This is a genomic window from Sporosarcina sp. FSL K6-3508, assembly GCF_038615825.1.
Classification (GTDB): Bacteria; Bacillota; Bacilli; order Bacillales_A; family Planococcaceae; genus Sporosarcina; species Sporosarcina newyorkensis.
Genome location: NZ_CP152016.1, coordinates 1,694,124 through 1,713,891, shown reverse-complemented (window position 1 = coordinate 1,713,891; position 19,768 = coordinate 1,694,124). Strand labels below are relative to the sequence as shown.

The following is a 19,768-nucleotide window of genomic DNA, read 5'->3' as shown; positions in this document are numbered from 1 at the left end:
ATTCCTCCTTTTGTTTTTTTAGTCATCCTGCACTTCTTCCGTTACCACTTTCTCCGCCTTCATCATCAAATAGCTAGAAAGTGACGCTAATTGCGTGAATGCTACGCTCAAGTCCGTTGCAGTAGACTCTCTTGTAATGTGTTTATACGTCTTTACCTTACGAATGATGTTACCCTTTTCATTCGTCCCTGCATTGAAGTGAATCTTGCCTACTGCCTGACTGAATTCTAGTGAAGCTGCCATATGTCTCACCTCCTTTCATCCCTTACATAGAACGAAAGAACAAAAAAGATACTTTGTTAGTGAAATATTTTCGAAATGCTTTTATAATGGATAGTAGAATGGAAGAGGTGAAAAACAGTGCAAGACCTATTTATGTGGTTTATCCTATTTTGGGGCGTTGTACTAATTGGCTTATTCGGTATCGGCGGATTCTTTATGTTCCGAAAGTTTCTTAAAGTCTTTCCGAAAGAAGACGGCAAATCGACGCTCGATTGGGAAGAGCATTATGTCAATGAATCCCTGCATTTATGGAATACGGAAGCAAAGGGTATGTTGAATGAATTGGTTACACCGGTTCCTGAACTATTCCGGGATGTAGCAAAACAAAAGATCGCTTCTAAAATTGGCCAAATTGCGCTAGAAGACCGAGCAAAAACAATTGAATTCGACCATATTATTAAAGGCTATATTCTTGCGACACCCAAACGAGACCATAATTTTCTGCGTAAAAAGCTGAATGAGATGGAAGTCGACATGCAGCCGTATGAACATTTATTCGGCTAGTAAATGATAAAAAAAGCAATCTGTCCAAACGATCAAAAGTGATCAATGGACAGATTGCTTTTAGTTTGCGCTCTTTTCAAGCTTTTTAAATTTCACAAGCATGCCGACTCTCCACGGCAAAATCATCGAGAATGCCAATATGAAAAACATGCCACCTAATTCTCCTACATCTATCGAACTGCTGAGCACGAGCTTGCCGACCATCCGTAAAATCAACAAGCTGAATAGGATCACGAGGAAAGCTTTCGATTTCTTCAAGTAAATTCCGTCTTCCTTCATTTCAAACATTGTGGTTTTAATGAGAACAGCAGAGAAAACCAATCCCACGAGGCTTGCTTCCAGCACTTGTATCCATGGCACTTGAAATTCATCGAACAAGAACATCAGCATTCCAGTTGACATGAACAACGGCGGCAAAATGATCTTCTTCGCCTGAATGGGTTTACTCGCGGCTCTTGCACGCATTGTATAGACGAATGTTGTCATGACAATAAAAATCACGGTAGAGCCAATAATCAAATAAACCGGCGGAATGCTTGTGAAAATATAATCTACCAACTCTTGCAACTTAAGCATCCTCTACGTTCCCCCACTCAACCAGTTCATCCATCCGTTTCGTCAAGTCATTCATTGGGACTATTCGAGCAAAACGAGCCAGTTCTTTCTTCTGATGAAACAGCAATACGACAGGTGCTGTAAAGAGTGCCAGCTGGCCAGCCATTTCAGGAACTTCCGCTGCATTGACTCTGTAAAAAGGAAAAGGGTAACGGCTTTCGAGCGCCGCCACTTGAGGGTAAAGCCCTTCACAAACAGAACAATGATGGGTCTTGACGAACAATAGGAATTGCTTGGATTCGTTCAATACGTGTTGCCATTCTTCAAAAGAAGTAAGTTCCTGCATAGTACACCTCTTTTCTGTTTCATGACCTTTAATTAGAAACCTTGGAAATCACCAAAGATCGGGCTGAGCAAACTAGTCAGGTACACCATTCCATTAAAGAACAGCAAAATCCCAAATGCAATCATGAGATATCCGCCCGCTTTGGTAATTTTCATGCTGTGCTTTCGAATCCAACCAATTCTTGTGATGAAGAAAGACAAGAAGAAAAACGGAATCGCAAAGCCAAGAACATACAACATCATATACAACATACTAGAAGCCGGATTTGTAGCCGCCAAATAAATGATCGCTCCAATTATTGGCCCCATACAAGGCTGCCAGCCAGCGGAAAACGCTAACCCGATTAAAGCAGTGCCGAGATAACCGGCCGGCCGATTCTTGAATTGCAGCTTTTTCTCCTTCATCAGAAATTCAGGTTTGAATAATCCAATGGTCATCAAACCAAAAAGGACAATGAAGATCGCACCAATTTGACGGATTAAATCTTGATACTGTAAAAATATTGCTCCGATAAACGATGTACTGAATCCCAGAAAGACAAACACAACGGAAAATCCGAGTAAAAAGAATAACGTATGTAAAATACCGGTACGGTTCATACCTTTTGACTTATCTCCCAGATCATCCAACGACATTCCGGTGATGTACGATATAAAGGCTGGGTATAACGGCAAGACGCACGGAGAAATGAAACTTAGAAAACCCGCTCCGAACGCAAAAAATATATTCACATCCGTTCCCAAACTATTTCCTCCTTCACGCTAAGCAATAGTAGATAGACGGCAGACATATTTTATCCCGCCAACTCTCCCACCCTATCGTAACAAAACCGCGTATAGATTACGCCCCATTTGTTTGTGAAATCTTTTTGACAACCTCTCAGCCATTCTCCTGTATGCTGTTCTGAAGTTCATACATTGTGAATTGTATAGTACCATCCTTTTTGCTCAAGCAATTTCGGGTGAGTTCCTAACGCCGGTCGAGGCTCGACAGCGTCTTCCGCTTTTAACTTCTATCCAGCTGCAGACGCCAGCCTCTCGGAACGTTTCAGACAAGCAGTAAAGGCAAAAAACGCCTTTATTGCTTTCCTTCCAACGCCTGTCGAGGCTAAACGGCGTCTTCCGCTTTTATTTATATCCAGCTGCAGACGCCAGCCTCTCGGGACGTTTCAGACAAGCAGTAAAGGCAAAAAACGCCTTTATTGCTCGTCTTCCAACGCCTGTCGAGGCTAAACGGCGTCTTCCGTTTTTATTTATATCCAGCTGCAGACGCCAGCCTCTCGGGACGTTTCAGACAAGCAGTAAAGGCAAAAAACGCCTTTATTGCTCGTCTTCCAACGCCTGTCGAGGCTAAACGGCGTCTTCCGCTTTTATTTATAATGCCCGCCAATTAGCTTGTTTCGCCTGTAAGCAGTCCCGCCGGAAGTGATGGAGACGGCGCGGAGTATGGCTGTGGAGCCGTATTTTAGGCGGAGTTCATCCATTACATGACCGATCCGCTGTTGTTTCCAGTTGGTTGGTTTGAACAAGTCGAGCTGGATGCCGTGTTCAGTTTCTAAATTGGTAAGGGTGACGGAAATGTGGCGGACGGGTCGGCCATCGTGGTAAGTCTCAAGCAGTTCTACACATGTGTGGTAGATGACCAAGGTTTCATTCGTTGCTTCCGCCAGCGTTTTTCTGCGTTGAAATCCGCCACCTAAGGCATGTTTGGAATAGCCGAATGACAGTTGCACAGTGCGACCTTTCTTGCCTGCCAATCGTGCGCGCATAGCAGTGTCCTCACACATCTCCAGGAGAACGGTTAAAATCTCATTCATCTTTATGTAATCTCGCAGCAAGGTCTGACCTTTGCCGTAACTGATTTGTCCTTTGATCAAAACCGATCCGAGCGTTGAATAATCAATTCCGTGCGCATGGTAATATAACTGGTTTCCCATGACGCCAAATTTCTTTTCCAGACGCTCAAGCGGTGTTCTTGCCAGGTCGCCCACAGAATAAATCCCCATGTCTTCCAATGTGCGTTCCATTCTTCTGCCGATTCCCCACATATTCCGAAGAGGTGATACTGGCCAAAGCTTCTTCGGCACATCTTCGTATGTCCAGTATGCCACACCTGTTTTCTTCGCCTCCAAATCAAGCGCCAGCTTAGCTAACAGCATATTCGGACCAACCCCGCAAGCGGAATGAAGTTGAAACTGCCGATACAACTCATCCTGTATCCGATAGATGATGTCATCCAAGGGGCCCCATAACTTTTCTGTCCCTGTGAAATCGACGAAACTTTCATCAATGCTGTATACATGGATTGCTTCTTTCGGAACATAGCGATTCAATAACTTCGTCAGTTCCATCGAAACATCAATAAAAAATTGCATTTTCGGCTCAATCAAATGAATACTTGCATCGTTTGGAATCTCATATAGCCGCATACCTGTCTTGATGCCGAACTGCTTTTTGAGCGGCGGAGACGCAGCAAGGACAACCCCGCCTTTACGCTCAATATCGCCGATAATCGCAATTGGCACCTTCATCACATCCAACCCTTCCATTGCAGCAGCACAGCTGGCGTAGAAGCTGCGCATATCTAAACAAGCGATCTGTCTGTGTGGCAAGTGCTCTGTCATGACCTTCACCTCCATAAGAACGAATGTTCCTCACCCCTATATTACCCACCCACACAGAGTTCAATCAATGGGAGTTGGCGGATAAATGACATAAAATTGGGCGTAGTAGGTTTTTTGAACAAAAAAACAGCCAAACAATAGGCTGTTTTTGTCCTTATTTAAAGAGAAATATCCTGTGGCGGTTCTCCGGATTTATTCATTAGACGAATGGCTTCAGGTTCAATTTTCAAAATCACCAATTTCGGATCCTCGGGACCATCAAACCATTTTTTTATTTGATTATTCCAAATTTTCTTCTTGATCTGTTCATCTGAAGAAATGGATACACGCCCTGCGTATTCGACATACGCATCACCAAATCCCTCTCCCTCATAACCGATTAGAATATGGGTATACGGATTATCTTCTAGATCCTCCACCTTATCCGTCTGGTTGCTCGTAGGTGTGTAGAGCGACAAGCCATCATTCACAAACGTCATATACCGACTATACGGCTTATTATTATCAACCGTCGCCATCGTACCAATAAAACTTTCATCTAAAATTTTCTTCACTGTATCCATCGCATTCATCAACGATCGCTCCTTTCACGATTACTTCTACTCTTCCCAAATGATCATTTTCTAAACTTTGAGAGAGAAGCAATCCATTCGAGTGACCGGACAAACCACGAATTCCAAGATCAAGAAGGCTTCTTGACATTATATCCTTGCTCATCATAAGGCTGAAGACAGCCCAACCACTTATCCTCCAGTTCCATCAGCGCTTCTTTTGCATTGTAAAATGGACCTTCCTTCTTTTTAAGGGTTTCCAGGATGTCTATTTGAAACGCTTCTTTTCCAAATGTGTTCCACTCTTCTTGCAGCGCTTTATTCATATACACACCTGTATTCAGACTGAATTTCACCCCATTTAATGTTTTGAAATTCGGTGTACTGCCAATAAACAATTTTTGATTTACGGTGTTTTTAATTTGATATACACCTGCCTCGATCTTCGTCTCTTTATATAACTGTTTCAATTCTTTTTTTCGATCCATTTGCATCTCCTGCTTCCTCATTATGATTTCAGCCAATATTGACTCCCATCTGACGTACGGTCCAGTAATCCATACTCGATTAAATACCTTCTGATCAGCACATAATCTTCATAAACTTCTTCTAAAATACAATTTGTTTCCTGTTCACTGTAAGTGACTTCATTGTCAAATCGCTTCGTAAGCTCCCGCAGAACAATTAGGCGCTGTTTTTCTTTTGGCGGGAATTTCTCTAACCGTCCTGTCGTTCCATCAGGGAAAAACTTCTTAATGGTCTCCTGTTTTTCTTTTTCCGTCACAGCGTATCGGTCATCGACCATTTTAGCCGTCGTATGAGGCGGTATGAAAGCTGGTGCATATTCGTCCTTTTCTTTCAGTAATTCCATCATCGCTAAAAACGTCTTCGCTTGACGTTCCTTCTCTTTCAAGACAAAGCGATGATGCCGTACAGTAGACGTACTGCCGATCCCTAACGTCTGCTGTACGTCTTTATCATTCCTGCCTTGATAAAAGAGATGAAGAAGCTGGCTTTGATGACTTGTAAGACCAGTCAATTTCTTATCCAAACCGATCAAATAATCAAATACCGATCCGTGAGTACGTTCAATATGCAGCCTCATATATCTCTCCGCTTCATAGAGGATATTTTCAGAAGGGTAAATAATTCCCTTCTCAACTTCCTTGCCACACAGCAAGCAAATGTAACAGTCTTTTTCCAAAATATAGCCTTGTTTTAATTCTGGCATCGTGGCATTCCAAAAAAGTTCAGACAGATCCATTACTAAACACATCCAATTAAAGTTGATTTTTAAGCAAACACATTCACGATTCGTTTGCATTATATTGATTATAATAGCTTCAACATATCAGCGTGTCAATAAAAAAACAAACATTTTCATTCTGCGTTTTAAAATATCCAAACGAAACGAATGAATGTCTGTTAACAAAACAAGAAAATTTATCTAGCTAGCGTTTACATGGTACACTAACCAAAACTACATAAAAGGCGAGGTTCGATAGAATGTGTCTACTAGCTTTCCAATTACAGAACCATCCAAAATACAAGCTCATCCTCATGGCAAATCGAGACGAAGCGTATGATCGCCCGACGGCTCCCGCCGAATTTTGGCAAGACCATCCGGATATCTTAGCGGGGCGAGACTTAGAACAAATGGGAACTTGGCTGGGCGTCAATAAACAAGGTAAAATTGCTGCGTTAACCAATTTTCGTGACTTCTCACTTCCGATCAAAGGAAAACAATCACGAGGGCATATTGTCTCTTCCTATTTACAATCACAGACTCCGCCACGTGAATTTATGGAGCAACTGCATGCCAATCATGACGAGTACACCGGTTTCAATGTATTGGCCGGGTCAAGCGAAGAACTGTTTTATTACTCAAATTTGGAACAGTCAATCAAGCATCTAACAACAGGCACATACGGACTTAGCAACGCATTGCTCGATACACCTTGGCCAAAAGTCGAAGAAACGAAAAGGCTTTTGCGCGATTATACGAAAACTACAGATAAAATCGATGTCGATATCTTGTTCGAAATGATGCAGCGGGCGGAAGGCTTTCCACTTGAACAACTGCCTGATACAGGGGCGGGCGAAGAGTTGGAAAGTTTGCTATCCTCCATATTCATTGCTTCTGAAGGGTATGGGACTCGTTGCACAACCGTAGTTTTAATAGATTCAGACGACCGCGTATATTTTGAAGAGCGAACATTCAAGAATGGTGAATTTACCACCACACAAAAATTTTCATTTGAAATAGAAGAACCGGCAACCTCATAACACAGGTAGCCGGTTTTATTATTCCAATAAAACAAATAAACTATTTTCATATAATCAATTTCGTAATTATATCGAAATAACTAAGATGTTATATCCATATATTTCTTAAATTCCGTTAACGCTTTTTCTCGATCCGCAGTGCTGAAGAGCCGCCTATCCTCTTCCCCAATAATCCGGTAATGACCGCCCGTCGTATGTTGTTGGAGCTTATAATGCTGCCATTGCCCGATCTCCGTCCACCAATTGACAGTTCCACTTGTTGCGAGCTCACGTATATGGACCTCTGGATGTACAGCAATCTCGGCCAACTCTACCGGATCATCCCCTAGGACAGAGCGCAGCAAGGCACTTTCCCTAAACAACGCGCAAATCGCCACAGCAACCGTCCAACTCAACTCTTGACGACCTTTCTCCAGTTGCACAAGAGTCTTCTTCGAAATCCCTAATATATCCGCCATCTGATCTTGCGTATAATCCATTTCTGTACGAATCAACTTCAGCCTAGGTAACACTAGATCAATTACCGTTTGTTTATTCATCTAAACACCCCTTTTACACTAAAAGTGTATTAATACACTTTTAAAGTATTTAGTTACTTTTAGAGAGTATAGTAATAAATATTGTAATTTAGTTGAATATCTTATTGCTAGTCTACCATAGGCATGCAGTATTTATCGAAATATCTTTAATTTTAGCATTCTCAAAAATGTTTAATTCACAAAGAAAAGAAACCTGCGGAGGCTAATTCACTCAGCAGATTTCTAAAATAAAAAATTCAATTAGAATGCTTTTCGTTGGTAAATGGTAGTGGTAACTCCCCAAGATACAGTATAAGCTACCAGGATAATAGCTGCAGCGCCCCAATATAAATATGTAGTGGGTACGTTGACAATAAAATCAGTGATCGCTGTTAAATGTTCAGCAAAAAACATCACAATAGGCGGTACGACACCTGCCAAAAGGATAAAGCCAATAAGAACAACCGTTGTAATATTACCCGGTTTAAATATATGGAATAACGGAAAGGTAAACGCGGAAAATAATAAGAATAAGCCGCCACCAATCGCAATATCAGTCATCGTAAATGATTTATCCAAAGCAAATAGTGCCAGACTCGTCACCCCAATAGCTAATATCATATAGATGATAGCGCCAAGATAGCGTGACGCGATAATTTCCCTGCGCGTGTAAGGTAAAGAATTTAATAGTATATTCGTCTCCGCTTTTTCATCATAACCATACGCATTAAAGGGAATGAAAATACTGGCAACGAGAAAAATCAGGGCTGGATGTGAGTCCATAATAATAAAGAATGCGATAAAAGGAATAAAGGTTAACAGCAGCCTTTTCTGAAGTATGACATCTCGTCTGATCAAATTAAACATAGCTCTCTCTTCCTTTCATGTAATACATGATATCTTCCAATGATGCCCGTTCAATGACAACCGAATTCCCGAACGTATTATTCACCGCATTCACATTATTCGTTAATGCCTCAAATCCTGTTGGCGCACGATGTATATGAACGAAGGCCTTTTCTGTATCTCGATCCAGCAGTTCCACCCTTCCCTTAACGAGCGCATAGTTTTCAGCTACATCGTGAATCGATTGATTAAATACTAATTCGCCTCTCTGCAGGAAAGCTATATAATCTGCGATGCGGTCTAAATCAGTTGTAATATGAGTAGAGAAAAAAATCGTCCGATTGCCGTCCACCATGAATTCCTGTAAAAGATTCAGCAACTCGCGTCTGAAAATGGGATCTAAGCCTGCTGTCGGTTCATCCATAATAATCAGCTCTGCATGATGTGAGAGCGCGATCGCTAATGAAGCCTTCATTTGCATCCCTTTTGAGAATGTTTTTATTGCTTTATTAAGCGGTAGTTCAAATTGGTCCACAAATTGCTCAAACAACGTATCATCCCAATGTTTGTAAGCCGGCGCAACGATGCGTTTTATATCTTTTAAATTCAGTCCTTCAAAAAATACATTGCCATCGTAGACAAATCCAATACGCTCCTTGATCTCCTTCTCATGTGTCTGATAGTCCAACCCGAAAATTTTAATTTCCCCGGTATCCGGTTTTAGTAGATTCATGATCATTTTTATCGTTGTCGACTTACCAGCTCCATTGGCTCCAATGAATCCCGTTACAAAACCTTTCTTTACCTGCAAATCAATGTTTTCTACGGAAAAACCTTTGAATTTCTTCGTGACATTTTTTAATTCAACCACATTTTCCATTCATTTCACTCCTCGGATAAAATGTTCAATAATTGTTGCAGCTCCTCAGTCGACATGCCAATCTCCCTGCTATTCGCTATGACCATACTAAGTTGCTCCTCAATGACCTTTAACTTCTTCTCTCGTATCATCTCTAAATTTTGCTCAGCGACAAAAGATCCCTTTCCGACAATCGAATAGATAAAACCTGCCTTCTCCAATTCCTCATAGGCCCGTTTCGTCGTTATTACACTGATGTGTAAATCCTTTGCGAGTTTTCGCATGGAAGGTATTACATCCCCCTCCTTCAGTTCTCCTGCTAAAATAGACGATTTAATTTGATTCGTGATTTGTTCATAAATCGGCTCCTTTGAACTATTGGAAATGATTATTTGCATGCCAATCCCTCTTCACTATTTTTTTGAAAATATAATAGAATGAATGTCCTGTATCGCTTGAATGAATATCGCCAGAATATGGACGATTGTAAACATATTAAAAAATGGATAGGAATACAGAGTGATCCATTCTGTAAAGATTTTTAAGTTCAAAATCCACCTTCCTGTCCTGGCGAACAAGTTGCCGCTATCGTTTATGTTTGGTTCAAGGAACGTGCCATCCACAGCAATAAAGACCAACTGAACAATTAAAAATATTCCAATGGTGAGCATCCAGCGTTTCGCTCGCTTAGTAGGAAATGTTTTTTCTGTGCCTAGCAATTGGACCCATCTCCTCTCTACTTCAATATTTGATCGTTTTTTAAATTCGAACTGCACAATGTATATGTTCTATATACACACTATATACAAACAGGAAACATTATTCAACTAATTTAAAAAGAATAGATCAGAAGCACGGTAAGACTACAACAGCATGAAATAAGGCAAGCTGAAATATATTGGATCTCAACTCCATTTGTTTAAGAAGCAAACAAAAAAAGCACGTTTTGAGGTTTTCCCCCAAAACATGCTCCTATTAAGTAAAAGTCCTTTAAAAAATCCGCCTACTTCCAACTTCTAATTGTACTAATTTACATCCGCTCAAATTCATAAAACCTATTTTTTCATAAATTGTTTTTTATAATGATCTGTTAAAGGGATCAATTCACCATCTTCGATAACAAATATTTCATCACATAACTCTTCAATATCAGCAAAATGGTGACTTGTCAGTAATATGGTCTTCTGCTGTTCTTTTAAGTGTTTGATAATTTCTTTTACGTCTTGATATGTCTTATAATCCAGTGCGTTGAAAGGTTCATCTAAAATTAAAATATCTTGATTTTCCATAATAGCTTGTGCAATTCCTAACTTTTGTTTCATACCCAGGGAGTAATCCTTTACTTTTGCCTTATTTTTAGGGTTTAAGCCAACTAATTGCATCGCCTTCTCGATCTGCTTATCGGTAATACGATTCGTAATGGCAGCCAAGTATTGTAGATTTTTAAAGCCACTAAAAAGTTCGATGTAGCCAGGTTCGTTGATAAAGACGCCTACACCTTCCGGAAAATCGATTTGTTCTCCTAGAACTTGCTGTCGTATTTTTATTTGCCCACTAGTCGGCACAACAAATCCACATATCAATTTAAATAGAACTGATTTACCGCTACCATTCCCACCGACAATCCCAACCGTTTGACCTTGTCCAATCTTTAATTGAATATTTTTTAATACTTCGTGACCTGAAAATTGTTTTGATATATCTTGTAATTCAATTGCATATACCACCCATTTCACCCTCTCTCAAAATATTTATACGTTTTCCATTTTATAATGCCAATCATACAGATGAGGGCAATAAAACCACTACTCGACATGTCTAACATCGTTCTTCCCATTTCTTCTATACGTGCTAATTGACCAATCCCTGCCACATTGTACGACAACCAACTTACTGGAAACACATTCAATAGATACAAACTCATGCTAGCTAGAAATGACCATGTCACTCGATTGGTTACAATAAATAACAAGAATACTAACGTCAGCATGCAACATAATTCTAGTATTTTAATAAGGATAACATATGTCAGTAAATGCCAATCGATCATCAAAATTTTATCAAAAGATATACCTACAAGTAACAAAATGGCGACTGACAATACAACATAGACAACTGCTAATAATAGTATATGACCTAAAACAGTTGTTCCCCATATGGATTTCTTTCGTATACGTATAAACAATGCCATATTTCTTGGATGACACCATGACTGCAAAAATATACTGAACATATAAATCGGTGTTCCGATATAAATCATTTGTTCCAACCATGTCATGACATGTATAGAACCTAGGGGTAATCCGTAAAAGAAACGTATTACATACTCATTCAATGTTTCCTCACTAAAAATTGCCTTTGTCACTGCTAAAATAACTAAACTTGCACACCAAACCAGTACTAATCTAGGCGTCCAGAAGATACGAGTGTAATAATAGAACAATCCCTTTTTTAACTTTTTAGGATATGCTGGTGTCCAGTGCCAAAACTGTACAATGCAAAAAATTTGCAAGAGACTTAGTATGACTATCGCTATAAGTGTCCACCAAAGCGGATAATCCCCAGAATAGTTATGATGTAACACGATATAACGATTGATTGTGATGAAAGGTATCTTTTCGACCCAGGGCACTTTGATAGATAATATCATAAGGATGTATAAAAATACGATACATAAATAAGTAGCTTTTCTTGAGAAAAAATGTGCCATAGTTACAAATGTACAGCCAATGAAACTGTAACCCGTGACTAAAAATAACACGGTATAAAGAATACCTTGTAACGGGCTACTAAATGTACTCATATAGTACTGCATCATATCTGCATCCAGCGAGCTATGCCAGTCATTTCTCATAGGCAATCCAATTGAGACCACTAGTGAAATCATACCAATAATCCCTACAAATACAGTAGAAAACAGCGTGATTGTTACCCATCTCATAAACATAAAACGATAAAACTTTTTCATACGGATTAATTCAAACATACGTGGCATTGTATATAATTTTGATACGCACAGGAAGAAAACCGGCGTCATAATAAAAATTATGATATAGTGATTCGTCATGAGATGAAGAACAAACAAACTGAAATTCCCTTCGTAAGTTTTGCGGTCTGCTACTGCTGTTAATGCGAAAATGATCACTACTAGCAAAAGAGATTTCGTCATTACTAATTTCAAATGCTGCTGAATGAGCATTTTCATATGTTCACCTACAATTCATAAATGCGTGCATTTACTATTTTTCGTTTGTACACAAGATATCCGAGAATAACTAATAAAAGCAAAACAGGTCCCGTGACAAAACTGGTCCATGAAATAGCTTCTACCCACACAAGTGACGGTTCAAAAGCCGTAACCAAACGATACTTCTCAAGTCCAAAAACAGACCAACAAAAATTCTCTAGTAATACATAAACAAAAGGTCCTGTTAAAATAACAAATAAGTTTTGGCTATATAAACTAAATACAAACCCTAGTGTTGCAACCAATGCACCTATAATGCCTTTCCATAAACTTAATACAAGACCATATAGGAAAGGCTGCTCCAAAAATTGCTCTCCATAAATATGAGTTTGTACAATTTTTCCCATCAACTCACCTGTTTCAGGATTAACCAATGACAATTGGACCGTAATGGGTGGGACAACATATAATGCAACAAGTACACTTATCATCGAAACGCAGAAAACAACTAAGTATCCGCTTCCTGCACTTACGATCCATTTCGAAAATACATAGTTCTTTTTATTCACACGTGGTAGCGTATAGTTAATAAATCCATTTTTGCGCTCAAAATACATAAGCCAACCTGTGGGAATGACTGCAAGCAACGGGAAAATTAGATTAAAGATCTCAAAACCCACCTCATACACTTCCAGTTGTGCTTCTAATGCATAATTTTTGTAAATAATTAATGTACAGATTATAGCGGCTAGCATAGCAAGTACGGCTGTGAAACCGAATGCCACTCTTACTTTCCGCCATTCATTCCTAATTAATCGCTTCAAGCTTTATTCCTCCTTCCTGCCCTCACTATAACGAAGCCGTTTACTGGCTACAATGGTTATAGAACAAAGAAAGGTTTTACGGGAATGAAAATATTTTCATTCCCGTAAAACCTTCGTTTATTCCTGAAAACGTAAACCAATTGTGACATAGTTTCCTGTCCTCTGCTCATTTTTCAAAAGAATATGAGCCTTATATTGTTTGGCAATTTGTTGGACATTGTGCAACCCAAAACCTCGCATGCCTTTTTTCGTTGAAAATCCAATATCGAACATCTTTAGGAAATGATCGTTTGAAATATAAGGTGATGGATTGCTTACTTGTAACATATATTGATTTTCTTCTTGCTTAAGCGTGACATATACAGCGTCTCCACTTTGACTAGCATCAAAGGCATTATCAAGTAAAATACCGAGCACCTCAATTAAATCCACGTCTTCACAAGCCATTTCATGAAGCGAGATGGAATTATCTATCACTACCTGAATCCCCATTTGTTCGGCTCTTTTTACTTTTGTATATAAAAAACCAGCAACAATTTTATGATCCATCGTTAACAGTTGTTGTTGATGAGAAAGCATTTTTACATTTCCAGTGTAACGAGTAATTTCATGCTTTGCCTCTTCTAACGTATTAGCCGTTTCAAGAATACTTGAAATAGCCAACATTTTATTAGAAAATTCATGCTGTCTCGCACGAACCTCTAGTACTAGCTCGTCAATAATCGGTAAATATTTTTCTGTAGCTAAGATTCGGGCTTTCAACGCGTGTTGTTTCTTTTGTTCAAAAAATAACCACGTTAGTAATAAAAAGACAAAGATCGATCCTAACAGCATAAGCCAGCTACCCAATTGAGTAATTTCTGTTGTTTGGAACAGATACATACCCAAAAAGGAAAAAAAGATTATACTCATGAATAGCTGTTGCATCAATGTCATTTGTTCGAATTCTGTATAGGCAAAATGTCTGCGAATGAAGAAAACAAGACCTAGTACCATAGCTAAGCAAATCAAATGATTCCAATCGATTTCTAGCGGTAAAAGCATCGTCAACAAGACTGCTTGCATTCGGACCATCATCCAGACCATTAAACTGAGCATTGTCATCAAAAGAATGGTTAAGTGACTACGCTTAAATAGATAACTATTCGCTACGAGTGTAAGAAAACAAAAACCAATCAGACCAGGTACATATTGCACAGGTAAAACTCCAAGCCCCTTAAGCGTCATGATTAACCCTCGCTCATCGGTATCACTTAGCAAACAAAATAATGAAATGATGCTCACCCAGAATACGTGTGCCCATTTAAATTTGATGGGTTCACGGAAAAACAAACAGGTAATAAGCCAAAGAGCCAGAATATCTGATAGAATGCTCATACTATTTCCTCCTATAAGATATACTGACGATATTTTAAGCCAATTGGAATAAGGGTATCTACGCCTCGTAAACGGATTGTTTGCCCCACTTTATCTATTTGTTCTACCATGTCTTGATTGATAATAAAGCTTTTATGTACTTGCACAAACCGATCATCTAGTAATTCCATGCTAGCCTTTAATGAATAACTTGAGATCATTTCATTCAGTAAGATTCCATCACGTTTTATATGTAAACAAATTTTCTTACCAAAAGATTCGATATAAAACAAATCTTTTAATAGGTACTCAAAAATGAATCCTTTCTGTTCAATACGGATCTTTCCCTCATCCATCTCAAAGTGTGACAAATACTGCAAGACATCTTGGATCACCTTTTGGCATTCTAACTGAGTAAACGGCTTCACTAAATAATAAAAACATTTAAGCTCTCGGTATGCATACAATTCTTCCGTTAAAACAGCCGTTTCAAAAACAATAGGAGTATACATATAAGCGGGCATGGTGCGTAACTGTTTGACTAAGTCCGTTCCCTTGTAATCAACTAGCTGAATATCCACAATAAAGAAATCTATTTTAATATCTTGTGCCAAATTCATAGCTTTTGCCGCGCTGTCTGTAAGATAAACATTAAATACTTGTGGTAACGTTTCTAATGCATTTTGTAAAAACTTTTGGATAGCTTGATCATCTTCAACGATTAATACATTCATTACAAACACCCCTCTAATGTGATAAGTGCTGTTTGTCAAAAAAACAAAAACGAGTCAGCAAGAAAGCGAAAGCTAGGATCTTGTCGACTCATTCGTATTTACTAATGAATAAATCCAGCATCGCCATCTCCACTTTACTCGTATCATTCGTCTTATTTAGAACGCATCGCTTGATTCACGACAACCATCACTTCAGTCCGAGACATTTTCTCCCGACCTTCTTTCAGCGCATCCAATGTACCGTGCGCCAAAGCTAACGGTATCTTACAGAAGTTCAGGATCGTTTTCGTCTCGATGTCTTGAATATATTCATCCGCTAACGCCAAGTTCTCTTCTGCAAAGCTGAACATTTCATCCAGTTTCCAACCGTCCGGGAAGAAGTTCACATCGCGCTCCGCGTCTTCTTTATAGTTACGCAGGATATTGACAGACTGTAAGCCTCTTCCAAAGCCAATTGCCAAATCACGATCTGTTTCGGTTCCATCGTACCAACGCCAAATATCCGTCAGCATGACACCTACCAATCCCGCAACGTAGTATGTATAATCTTCTAAGTCTTCACGCGTATGGATCACCCAATCTTTTTCTGCCCACTTCGCCATGCCTCTGCCCATAATCGCAGTCGATTCAAGTACTTTATCGGTGACCGTGTCAGGGCAAAATTCCACCCAATCGGCAAGGCGCAATGTCACTTCCGGCAATTGCGATTGATAAGGAGCAAATAGCTTGTCCAGCGCTTCCGCAATGGGTGCGCCTGTTGCGATTTTATTTTCCAGTAGTTCGCTGACTTTGTTCAGTAACGTTACGACATCCGCAACACCCATTTGTTCATGATCTTCAATTTCATCGATGGCCCGCATGCACAAATAAGCGGATGCTACAGCTTCTCTTACTTCAGGTTCAAGAAGTTTAATTGGAATAAAAAATGTGCGGCTTGTTTCTTTCAATACTTTCATCGCATCTTTTTGTAGTTTTGTATCAGTTTTCACTTTGGGATCCCTCCATCAATAATCATGGCTGTCAAAAAATATTCTCAATTGAATATGATTCCTTCATTATATCATTCATTGTAACATTAAGACGTTTATAATGGATTGTCAAAATCCAAACAAAAAGCCGGATGCGCCCTTCAGCACCCAGCCTTTATGACGATATCATTCTGCAGATGGTTTCTCCATCGAGACAATGCTAGTTTACATAATATTATTATGCGCAACAAATGCTTACATAATAACAACGTAAGCATTTTCTTCACTTTCTAACTATCCAGTTACTTCTTATAGAAAAAAGGACGTCCAATAACTTCTACTAAAGAAGGAGCAAGAGCATATAGTTTACTGGTCAGACCCATAACTTTAGGTAAGTTTACTTCTCGCCTCGGTTCACGAATCGTCTGTAAGACAGCACGCACTACCGTATCGATGGAGAGCAGTTGGGACCCCATAGCTTGCTTATACTTTCCTGTTTGATCCGCTAATTCGATAAACGGTGTATCTATCGGTCCAGGATGAATGACTGATACATCCAAATGATACGGAGCCGCTTCCATTCTTAATGCATTCGTATAGCCAATAAGTGCATGTTTCGTCGCCGCATAGACCGATGTTTTGGGTGTTGCGACTTTCCCCGCCTGCGAACCGATGAACAGCAAGTGTCCGCTTTTTCGTTCCATCATAGCAGGCAGCAAACGTTTCGTCAGCTGCATCGGAACAAGCACGTTCGTTTCAAGCATTTCTGCCATCTCTTCGTCGGATGCTTCATGAGCGAAATTAAATCTGCCAACTCCTGCTGAATAAACGATTACATCCGGCACTTCGCCTATACGTGACACGAGCCAGTCCAGTTGTTTGGCATCCCGCAAATCAGCACAAAAACCTTCCACCCCTACTTGCTGCAGTTCTTGCAGCGCTTTCGCATTGCGACCAGTAGCCATTACGCGCATCCCTTTTACCGATGCCAGTCGCCTGGCCAGTTCAAAACCGACCCCGCTCGTTGCACCGGTAATTAAGATGGATTTAACAGCTGGCATATTGATGAACTCCCGACTCATCTGCCGTTTCCCTAATCAATTCCTTGGAAATCAAATAATCAAGCTGACCAATCGTTTCGGACAATGTTAATCCAAGCTCTTTTTCATACACTGCCGGAAACAAGCGTTTGGTCACTTCAAAAACGGTCTGTGGCTGTTCACGCAGCATGCCGAGCACTTTCATCGCCCGATCATTCTGCTTCTCCAAGCGTTCCTTGATAAGCGAATGTGCGTTATGGACTTCTCCGGCATGCCCTCCATAAACAATGTTGACGGGCAAATCGAGTAAACGTTCAAGTGATGCGTTATATTGAAGCAACGCCCGAGGCCGGTCTTCTTCTTTTCTAAAAGGTGGTTCGATCAGCGGATTGGACGAAACCTTTTCCAATAAAAGATCGCCACCGATTAAGATTCCCTCTTGTTCATTCCAAAGCGATAAATGACTCTGTGCATGACCTAATGATTCTTGCACTTTCCAGCCCGGATGGCCCGGCAAATCATCCCCTTCATTCACCATCCGATCGACAGGACGATTACCCATCAAATCGACAGAGCGACGAAATCTTTTTATCCATTTAGAATATTCTTCAGGCACGCCTTCTTCATGAAGAGAATTTTCATAAAATCGATCATGTCGATCCAGAAAATCTTGATCGCGCGTCAGCCAATAATTGAGATAGGGATGGCCGAGTACTTCTGCACGATCGAATGCTTCAATCCACCCGCAGTGATCGGGATGATGATGGGTAACGAAAACTTGTTCTATGTCCTTGAATGAGTAACCGATTTCTCGTAATCTATGTTGCAGTGCTTCGTATGCCTCTGGTGTCTTCGTCCCTGCATCGACTAATGTCAGTGTATCGCCTTTTAGTAAGAAACAATTCACATCTCCGACTGCAAATGGAGTAGGTGTTATTATCTTTTCTATCATAAGAAAGTTCCCCCTTGAAATGAATGACTGTTCAGTACATTGTACTCTTTATTTTCCTATGCGTCACGTATCCATTCTCGTTATTTTTGAAATATTTACATGTAGTTGAAACCAAATCGTTTATTCTTCGTATGGTATACTACAAGAAATAGCGGTATTTGCAATATGCTGTCTAAATGGAGGGGTTTCAATGGGGATTTTCAACTTTTTTAAAAACCAATTTATTGAAGTAATCGAATGGCAGGATCAAGATGCCAATACACTAGTTTATCAGTTTCCAGTTCACAATAATGAAATCAAAATGGGCGCAGAACTGACAGTCCGGGAATCACAAGTCGCAATTATGGTGAATGAAGGTGAAATTGCGGACGTATTCACTCCTGGCAGACATATTCTCTATACACAAAACATGCCGATCCTGACGAAGTTAAAGTCTTGGAAATATGGCTTTGATTCACCTTTTAAAGCAGAAGTGTACTTTATCAATACGAAGCAATTTATTAACCAGAAATGGGGTACGTCCAATCCGATTATGATGCGTGACCCGGATTTCGGTATGATCCGTCTTCGCGGCTATGGAATTTATTCATATCGGGTATCTGAGCCAGTTGTGTTCTTACGCGAATTATTCGGTACGAACAGCTCCTATGATACGAATTCTGTTGAAGGTCAGTTGAAGAAAATGATTATTTCGGGGCTATCCGACTTATTTGCAGAGTCCCAAATACCGGCACTCGATTTAGCGATGCATTACGATGAACTAAGCGAACAAGGCAAGCAAAAGATGATGCCGCGTTTCGCTTCATTCGGATTTGACATCACGTCCCTTTATATTGAAAACCTCTCACTTCCTAAAGAGGTCGAACAGGCGATGGATAAACGGACGACAATGGGCGTCCTTGGCAATATGCAGCAATACCAGCAGTATCAGGCGGCAGAAGCAATTCGGGATGTAGCAAAGAACGATTCCAGCGGTTTGGCGGGGGCAGGTATGGGAATGGGCGCAGGTGTTTCAATGGGTCAGGTTATGGCAAATGCGATGGCACCGAATACTCAACCCACACAAACCACTGCCCCTGCAACGAAATCCTGCCCACATTGTCAAGCTACCATTAATGCAGATGCAAAATTTTGCGGTCAATGCGGGAAATCTGTTGAAACTGAAAAAGTCTCATGCGTCAAATGTGAAGCGCAGATTCCGAAAAATGCAAAGTTTTGCAATGAATGCGGTTCCGCGCAAATTACCGAAAAGATCTGTCCAGCGTGCTCACATGCGAACCTACCAAACGCGAAATTTTGCGCTGAGTGCGGTGAGACATTGGACGCGAAGTGAGGGA

At 40.2% G+C, this 19,768-nt stretch carries 24 protein-coding genes; 3 read left to right on the top strand and 21 right to left on the bottom strand.

Features of this window, described 5'->3' with window-relative positions; all coding sequences use genetic code 11:
- Positions 1-18: 18 nt before the first annotated feature.
- Positions 19-243: a DUF1659 domain-containing protein gene (locus MKX97_RS08320; protein WP_009496710.1), complete on the bottom strand. Its 225-nt coding sequence runs from the start codon at positions 241-243 to the stop codon at positions 19-21.
- Between the two features lie 132 nt (positions 244-375).
- Here MKX97_RS08320 and MKX97_RS08315 point away from each other — a divergent pair, with 132 nt between their 5' ends.
- Positions 376-786: a DUF2621 domain-containing protein gene (locus MKX97_RS08315; RefSeq protein WP_040758759.1), complete on the top strand. Its 411-nt coding sequence runs from the start codon at positions 376-378 to the stop codon at positions 784-786.
- 60 nt (positions 787-846) lie between these two features.
- Here the strand turns inward: MKX97_RS08315 and MKX97_RS08310 are convergent, their stop codons facing one another.
- From MKX97_RS08310 to MKX97_RS08280, 7 genes are all read right to left on the bottom strand, one after another.
- Entirely contained in the window at positions 847-1,362 is a 516-nt protein-coding gene (locus MKX97_RS08310) for a cytochrome c biogenesis protein CcdC (protein WP_009496712.1), read from the bottom strand.
- Entirely contained in the window at positions 1,355-1,687 is a 333-nt protein-coding gene (locus MKX97_RS08305; RefSeq protein ID WP_342537413.1) for a thioredoxin family protein, read from the bottom strand. The genes MKX97_RS08310 and MKX97_RS08305 overlap by 8 nt, the downstream gene beginning before the upstream one ends.
- A gap of 32 nt (positions 1,688-1,719) precedes the next feature.
- Positions 1,720-2,430, bottom strand: a complete 711-nt coding sequence (locus MKX97_RS08300; protein WP_009496714.1) for a cytochrome c biogenesis protein CcdA — start codon at positions 2,428-2,430, stop codon at positions 1,720-1,722.
- Between the two features lie 626 nt (positions 2,431-3,056).
- Positions 3,057-4,310 (bottom strand): UV damage repair protein UvrX, encoded by a 1,254-nt coding sequence (locus MKX97_RS08295; RefSeq protein WP_040758104.1) that lies wholly within the window; start codon positions 4,308-4,310, stop codon positions 3,057-3,059.
- A gap of 158 nt (positions 4,311-4,468) precedes the next feature.
- Entirely contained in the window at positions 4,469-4,882 is a 414-nt protein-coding gene (locus MKX97_RS08290; RefSeq protein WP_342537412.1) for a pyridoxamine 5'-phosphate oxidase family protein, read from the bottom strand.
- A gap of 110 nt (positions 4,883-4,992) precedes the next feature.
- Positions 4,993-5,349 (bottom strand): GIY-YIG nuclease family protein, encoded by a 357-nt coding sequence (locus tag MKX97_RS08285; RefSeq protein ID WP_040758765.1) that lies wholly within the window; start codon positions 5,347-5,349, stop codon positions 4,993-4,995.
- Between the two features lie 20 nt (positions 5,350-5,369).
- The gene (locus MKX97_RS08280) at positions 5,370-6,125 is read right to left on the bottom strand and encodes a DUF2087 domain-containing protein (protein ID WP_078816608.1); all 756 of its coding nucleotides are present in this window, start codon (positions 6,123-6,125) and stop codon (positions 5,370-5,372) included.
- 242 nt (positions 6,126-6,367) lie between these two features.
- On the opposite strand from MKX97_RS08280, the gene MKX97_RS08275 reads away from it, so the two are divergent.
- A complete protein-coding gene (locus MKX97_RS08275) occupies positions 6,368-7,147 on the top strand; it encodes an NRDE family protein (protein ID WP_342537411.1) in 780 nt (259 codons plus the stop codon).
- An 80-nt stretch (positions 7,148-7,227) separates the two neighbouring features.
- Here the strand turns inward: MKX97_RS08275 and MKX97_RS08270 are convergent, their stop codons facing one another.
- The 13 genes from MKX97_RS08270 to MKX97_RS08210 all read right to left on the bottom strand — a co-directional run bounded on the left by MKX97_RS08270 (position 7,228) and on the right by MKX97_RS08210 (position 18,431).
- Entirely contained in the window at positions 7,228-7,686 is a 459-nt protein-coding gene (locus MKX97_RS08270; protein ID WP_342537410.1) for a helix-turn-helix domain-containing protein, read from the bottom strand.
- A gap of 240 nt (positions 7,687-7,926) precedes the next feature.
- On the bottom strand, positions 7,927-8,532 hold the full coding sequence (locus tag MKX97_RS08265; protein WP_009496721.1) for an ABC-2 transporter permease: 606 nt from the start codon (positions 8,530-8,532) through the stop codon (positions 7,927-7,929).
- The gene (locus tag MKX97_RS08260; protein ID WP_009496723.1) at positions 8,525-9,391 is read right to left on the bottom strand and encodes an ATP-binding cassette domain-containing protein; all 867 of its coding nucleotides are present in this window, start codon (positions 9,389-9,391) and stop codon (positions 8,525-8,527) included. Before MKX97_RS08260 ends, MKX97_RS08265 begins: the two co-directional genes overlap by 8 nt.
- Positions 9,392-9,396: 5 nt before the next feature.
- On the bottom strand, positions 9,397-9,768 hold the full coding sequence (locus MKX97_RS08255; RefSeq protein ID WP_340758794.1) for a GntR family transcriptional regulator: 372 nt from the start codon (positions 9,766-9,768) through the stop codon (positions 9,397-9,399).
- A gap of 15 nt (positions 9,769-9,783) precedes the next feature.
- The gene (locus tag MKX97_RS08250) at positions 9,784-10,089 is read right to left on the bottom strand and encodes a YfzA family protein (protein WP_342537409.1); all 306 of its coding nucleotides are present in this window, start codon (positions 10,087-10,089) and stop codon (positions 9,784-9,786) included.
- Positions 10,090-10,425: 336 nt separating this feature from the next.
- The gene (locus tag MKX97_RS08245; protein WP_139365925.1) at positions 10,426-11,097 is read right to left on the bottom strand and encodes an ABC transporter ATP-binding protein; all 672 of its coding nucleotides are present in this window, start codon (positions 11,095-11,097) and stop codon (positions 10,426-10,428) included.
- A 5-nt stretch (positions 11,098-11,102) separates the two neighbouring features.
- The gene (locus MKX97_RS08240; protein ID WP_342537408.1) at positions 11,103-12,575 is read right to left on the bottom strand and encodes a hypothetical protein; all 1,473 of its coding nucleotides are present in this window, start codon (positions 12,573-12,575) and stop codon (positions 11,103-11,105) included.
- A gap of 8 nt (positions 12,576-12,583) precedes the next feature.
- On the bottom strand, positions 12,584-13,381 hold the full coding sequence (locus MKX97_RS08235) for a hypothetical protein (RefSeq protein ID WP_342537407.1): 798 nt from the start codon (positions 13,379-13,381) through the stop codon (positions 12,584-12,586).
- A 117-nt stretch (positions 13,382-13,498) separates the two neighbouring features.
- Positions 13,499-14,758, bottom strand: a complete 1,260-nt coding sequence (locus MKX97_RS08230; protein ID WP_342537406.1) for a GHKL domain-containing protein — start codon at positions 14,756-14,758, stop codon at positions 13,499-13,501.
- Positions 14,759-14,769: 11 nt separating this feature from the next.
- Positions 14,770-15,471 (bottom strand): response regulator, encoded by a 702-nt coding sequence (locus MKX97_RS08225; RefSeq protein ID WP_009496742.1) that lies wholly within the window; start codon positions 15,469-15,471, stop codon positions 14,770-14,772.
- Between the two features lie 152 nt (positions 15,472-15,623).
- Positions 15,624-16,460, bottom strand: coding sequence for a phytoene/squalene synthase family protein (locus MKX97_RS08220; RefSeq protein WP_342537405.1), 837 nt, complete (start codon positions 16,458-16,460; stop codon positions 15,624-15,626).
- A 281-nt stretch (positions 16,461-16,741) separates the two neighbouring features.
- Positions 16,742-17,500: an SDR family NAD(P)-dependent oxidoreductase gene (locus MKX97_RS08215; protein WP_342537404.1), complete on the bottom strand. Its 759-nt coding sequence runs from the start codon at positions 17,498-17,500 to the stop codon at positions 16,742-16,744.
- Positions 17,487-18,431, bottom strand: coding sequence for an MBL fold metallo-hydrolase (locus MKX97_RS08210; protein ID WP_221834985.1), 945 nt, complete (start codon positions 18,429-18,431; stop codon positions 17,487-17,489). The genes MKX97_RS08215 and MKX97_RS08210 overlap by 14 nt, the downstream gene beginning before the upstream one ends.
- 190 nt (positions 18,432-18,621) lie before the next feature.
- On the opposite strand from MKX97_RS08210, the gene MKX97_RS08205 reads away from it, so the two are divergent.
- Positions 18,622-19,764, top strand: a complete 1,143-nt coding sequence (locus tag MKX97_RS08205) for an SPFH domain-containing protein (RefSeq protein ID WP_342537403.1) — start codon at positions 18,622-18,624, stop codon at positions 19,762-19,764.
- Positions 19,765-19,768: the final 4 nt, after the last annotated feature.

Coding starts and splice junctions, on each gene's coding strand:
- MKX97_RS08210 (WP_221834985.1), bottom strand. CDS start 18,431: ATGATAGAAAAGATAATAACACCTACTCCATTTGCAGTCGGAGATGTG.
- MKX97_RS08290 (WP_342537412.1), bottom strand. CDS start 4,882: ATGAATGCGATGGATACAGTGAAGAAAATTTTAGATGAAAGTTTTATT.
- MKX97_RS08280 (WP_078816608.1), bottom strand. CDS start 6,125: ATGGATCTGTCTGAACTTTTTTGGAATGCCACGATGCCAGAATTAAAA.
- MKX97_RS08205 (WP_342537403.1), top strand. CDS start 18,622: ATGGGGATTTTCAACTTTTTTAAAAACCAATTTATTGAAGTAATCGAA.
- MKX97_RS08315 (WP_040758759.1), top strand. CDS start 376: ATGTGGTTTATCCTATTTTGGGGCGTTGTACTAATTGGCTTATTCGGT.
- MKX97_RS08265 (WP_009496721.1), bottom strand. CDS start 8,532: ATGTTTAATTTGATCAGACGAGATGTCATACTTCAGAAAAGGCTGCTG.
- MKX97_RS08310 (WP_009496712.1), bottom strand. CDS start 1,362: ATGCTTAAGTTGCAAGAGTTGGTAGATTATATTTTCACAAGCATTCCG.
- MKX97_RS08230 (WP_342537406.1), bottom strand. CDS start 14,758: ATGAGCATTCTATCAGATATTCTGGCTCTTTGGCTTATTACCTGTTTG.
- MKX97_RS08215 (WP_342537404.1), bottom strand. CDS start 17,500: ATGCCAGCTGTTAAATCCATCTTAATTACCGGTGCAACGAGCGGGGTC.
- MKX97_RS08225 (WP_009496742.1), bottom strand. CDS start 15,471: ATGAATGTATTAATCGTTGAAGATGATCAAGCTATCCAAAAGTTTTTA.
- MKX97_RS08305 (WP_342537413.1), bottom strand. CDS start 1,687: ATGCAGGAACTTACTTCTTTTGAAGAATGGCAACACGTATTGAACGAA.
- MKX97_RS08320 (WP_009496710.1), bottom strand. CDS start 243: ATGGCAGCTTCACTAGAATTCAGTCAGGCAGTAGGCAAGATTCACTTC.
- MKX97_RS08260 (WP_009496723.1), bottom strand. CDS start 9,391: ATGGAAAATGTGGTTGAATTAAAAAATGTCACGAAGAAATTCAAAGGT.
- MKX97_RS08275 (WP_342537411.1), top strand. CDS start 6,368: ATGTGTCTACTAGCTTTCCAATTACAGAACCATCCAAAATACAAGCTC.
- MKX97_RS08285 (WP_040758765.1), bottom strand. CDS start 5,349: ATGGATCGAAAAAAAGAATTGAAACAGTTATATAAAGAGACGAAGATC.
- MKX97_RS08240 (WP_342537408.1), bottom strand. CDS start 12,575: ATGAAAATGCTCATTCAGCAGCATTTGAAATTAGTAATGACGAAATCT.
- MKX97_RS08270 (WP_342537410.1), bottom strand. CDS start 7,686: ATGAATAAACAAACGGTAATTGATCTAGTGTTACCTAGGCTGAAGTTG.
- MKX97_RS08255 (WP_340758794.1), bottom strand. CDS start 9,768: ATGCAAATAATCATTTCCAATAGTTCAAAGGAGCCGATTTATGAACAA.
- MKX97_RS08295 (WP_040758104.1), bottom strand. CDS start 4,310: ATGACAGAGCACTTGCCACACAGACAGATCGCTTGTTTAGATATGCGC.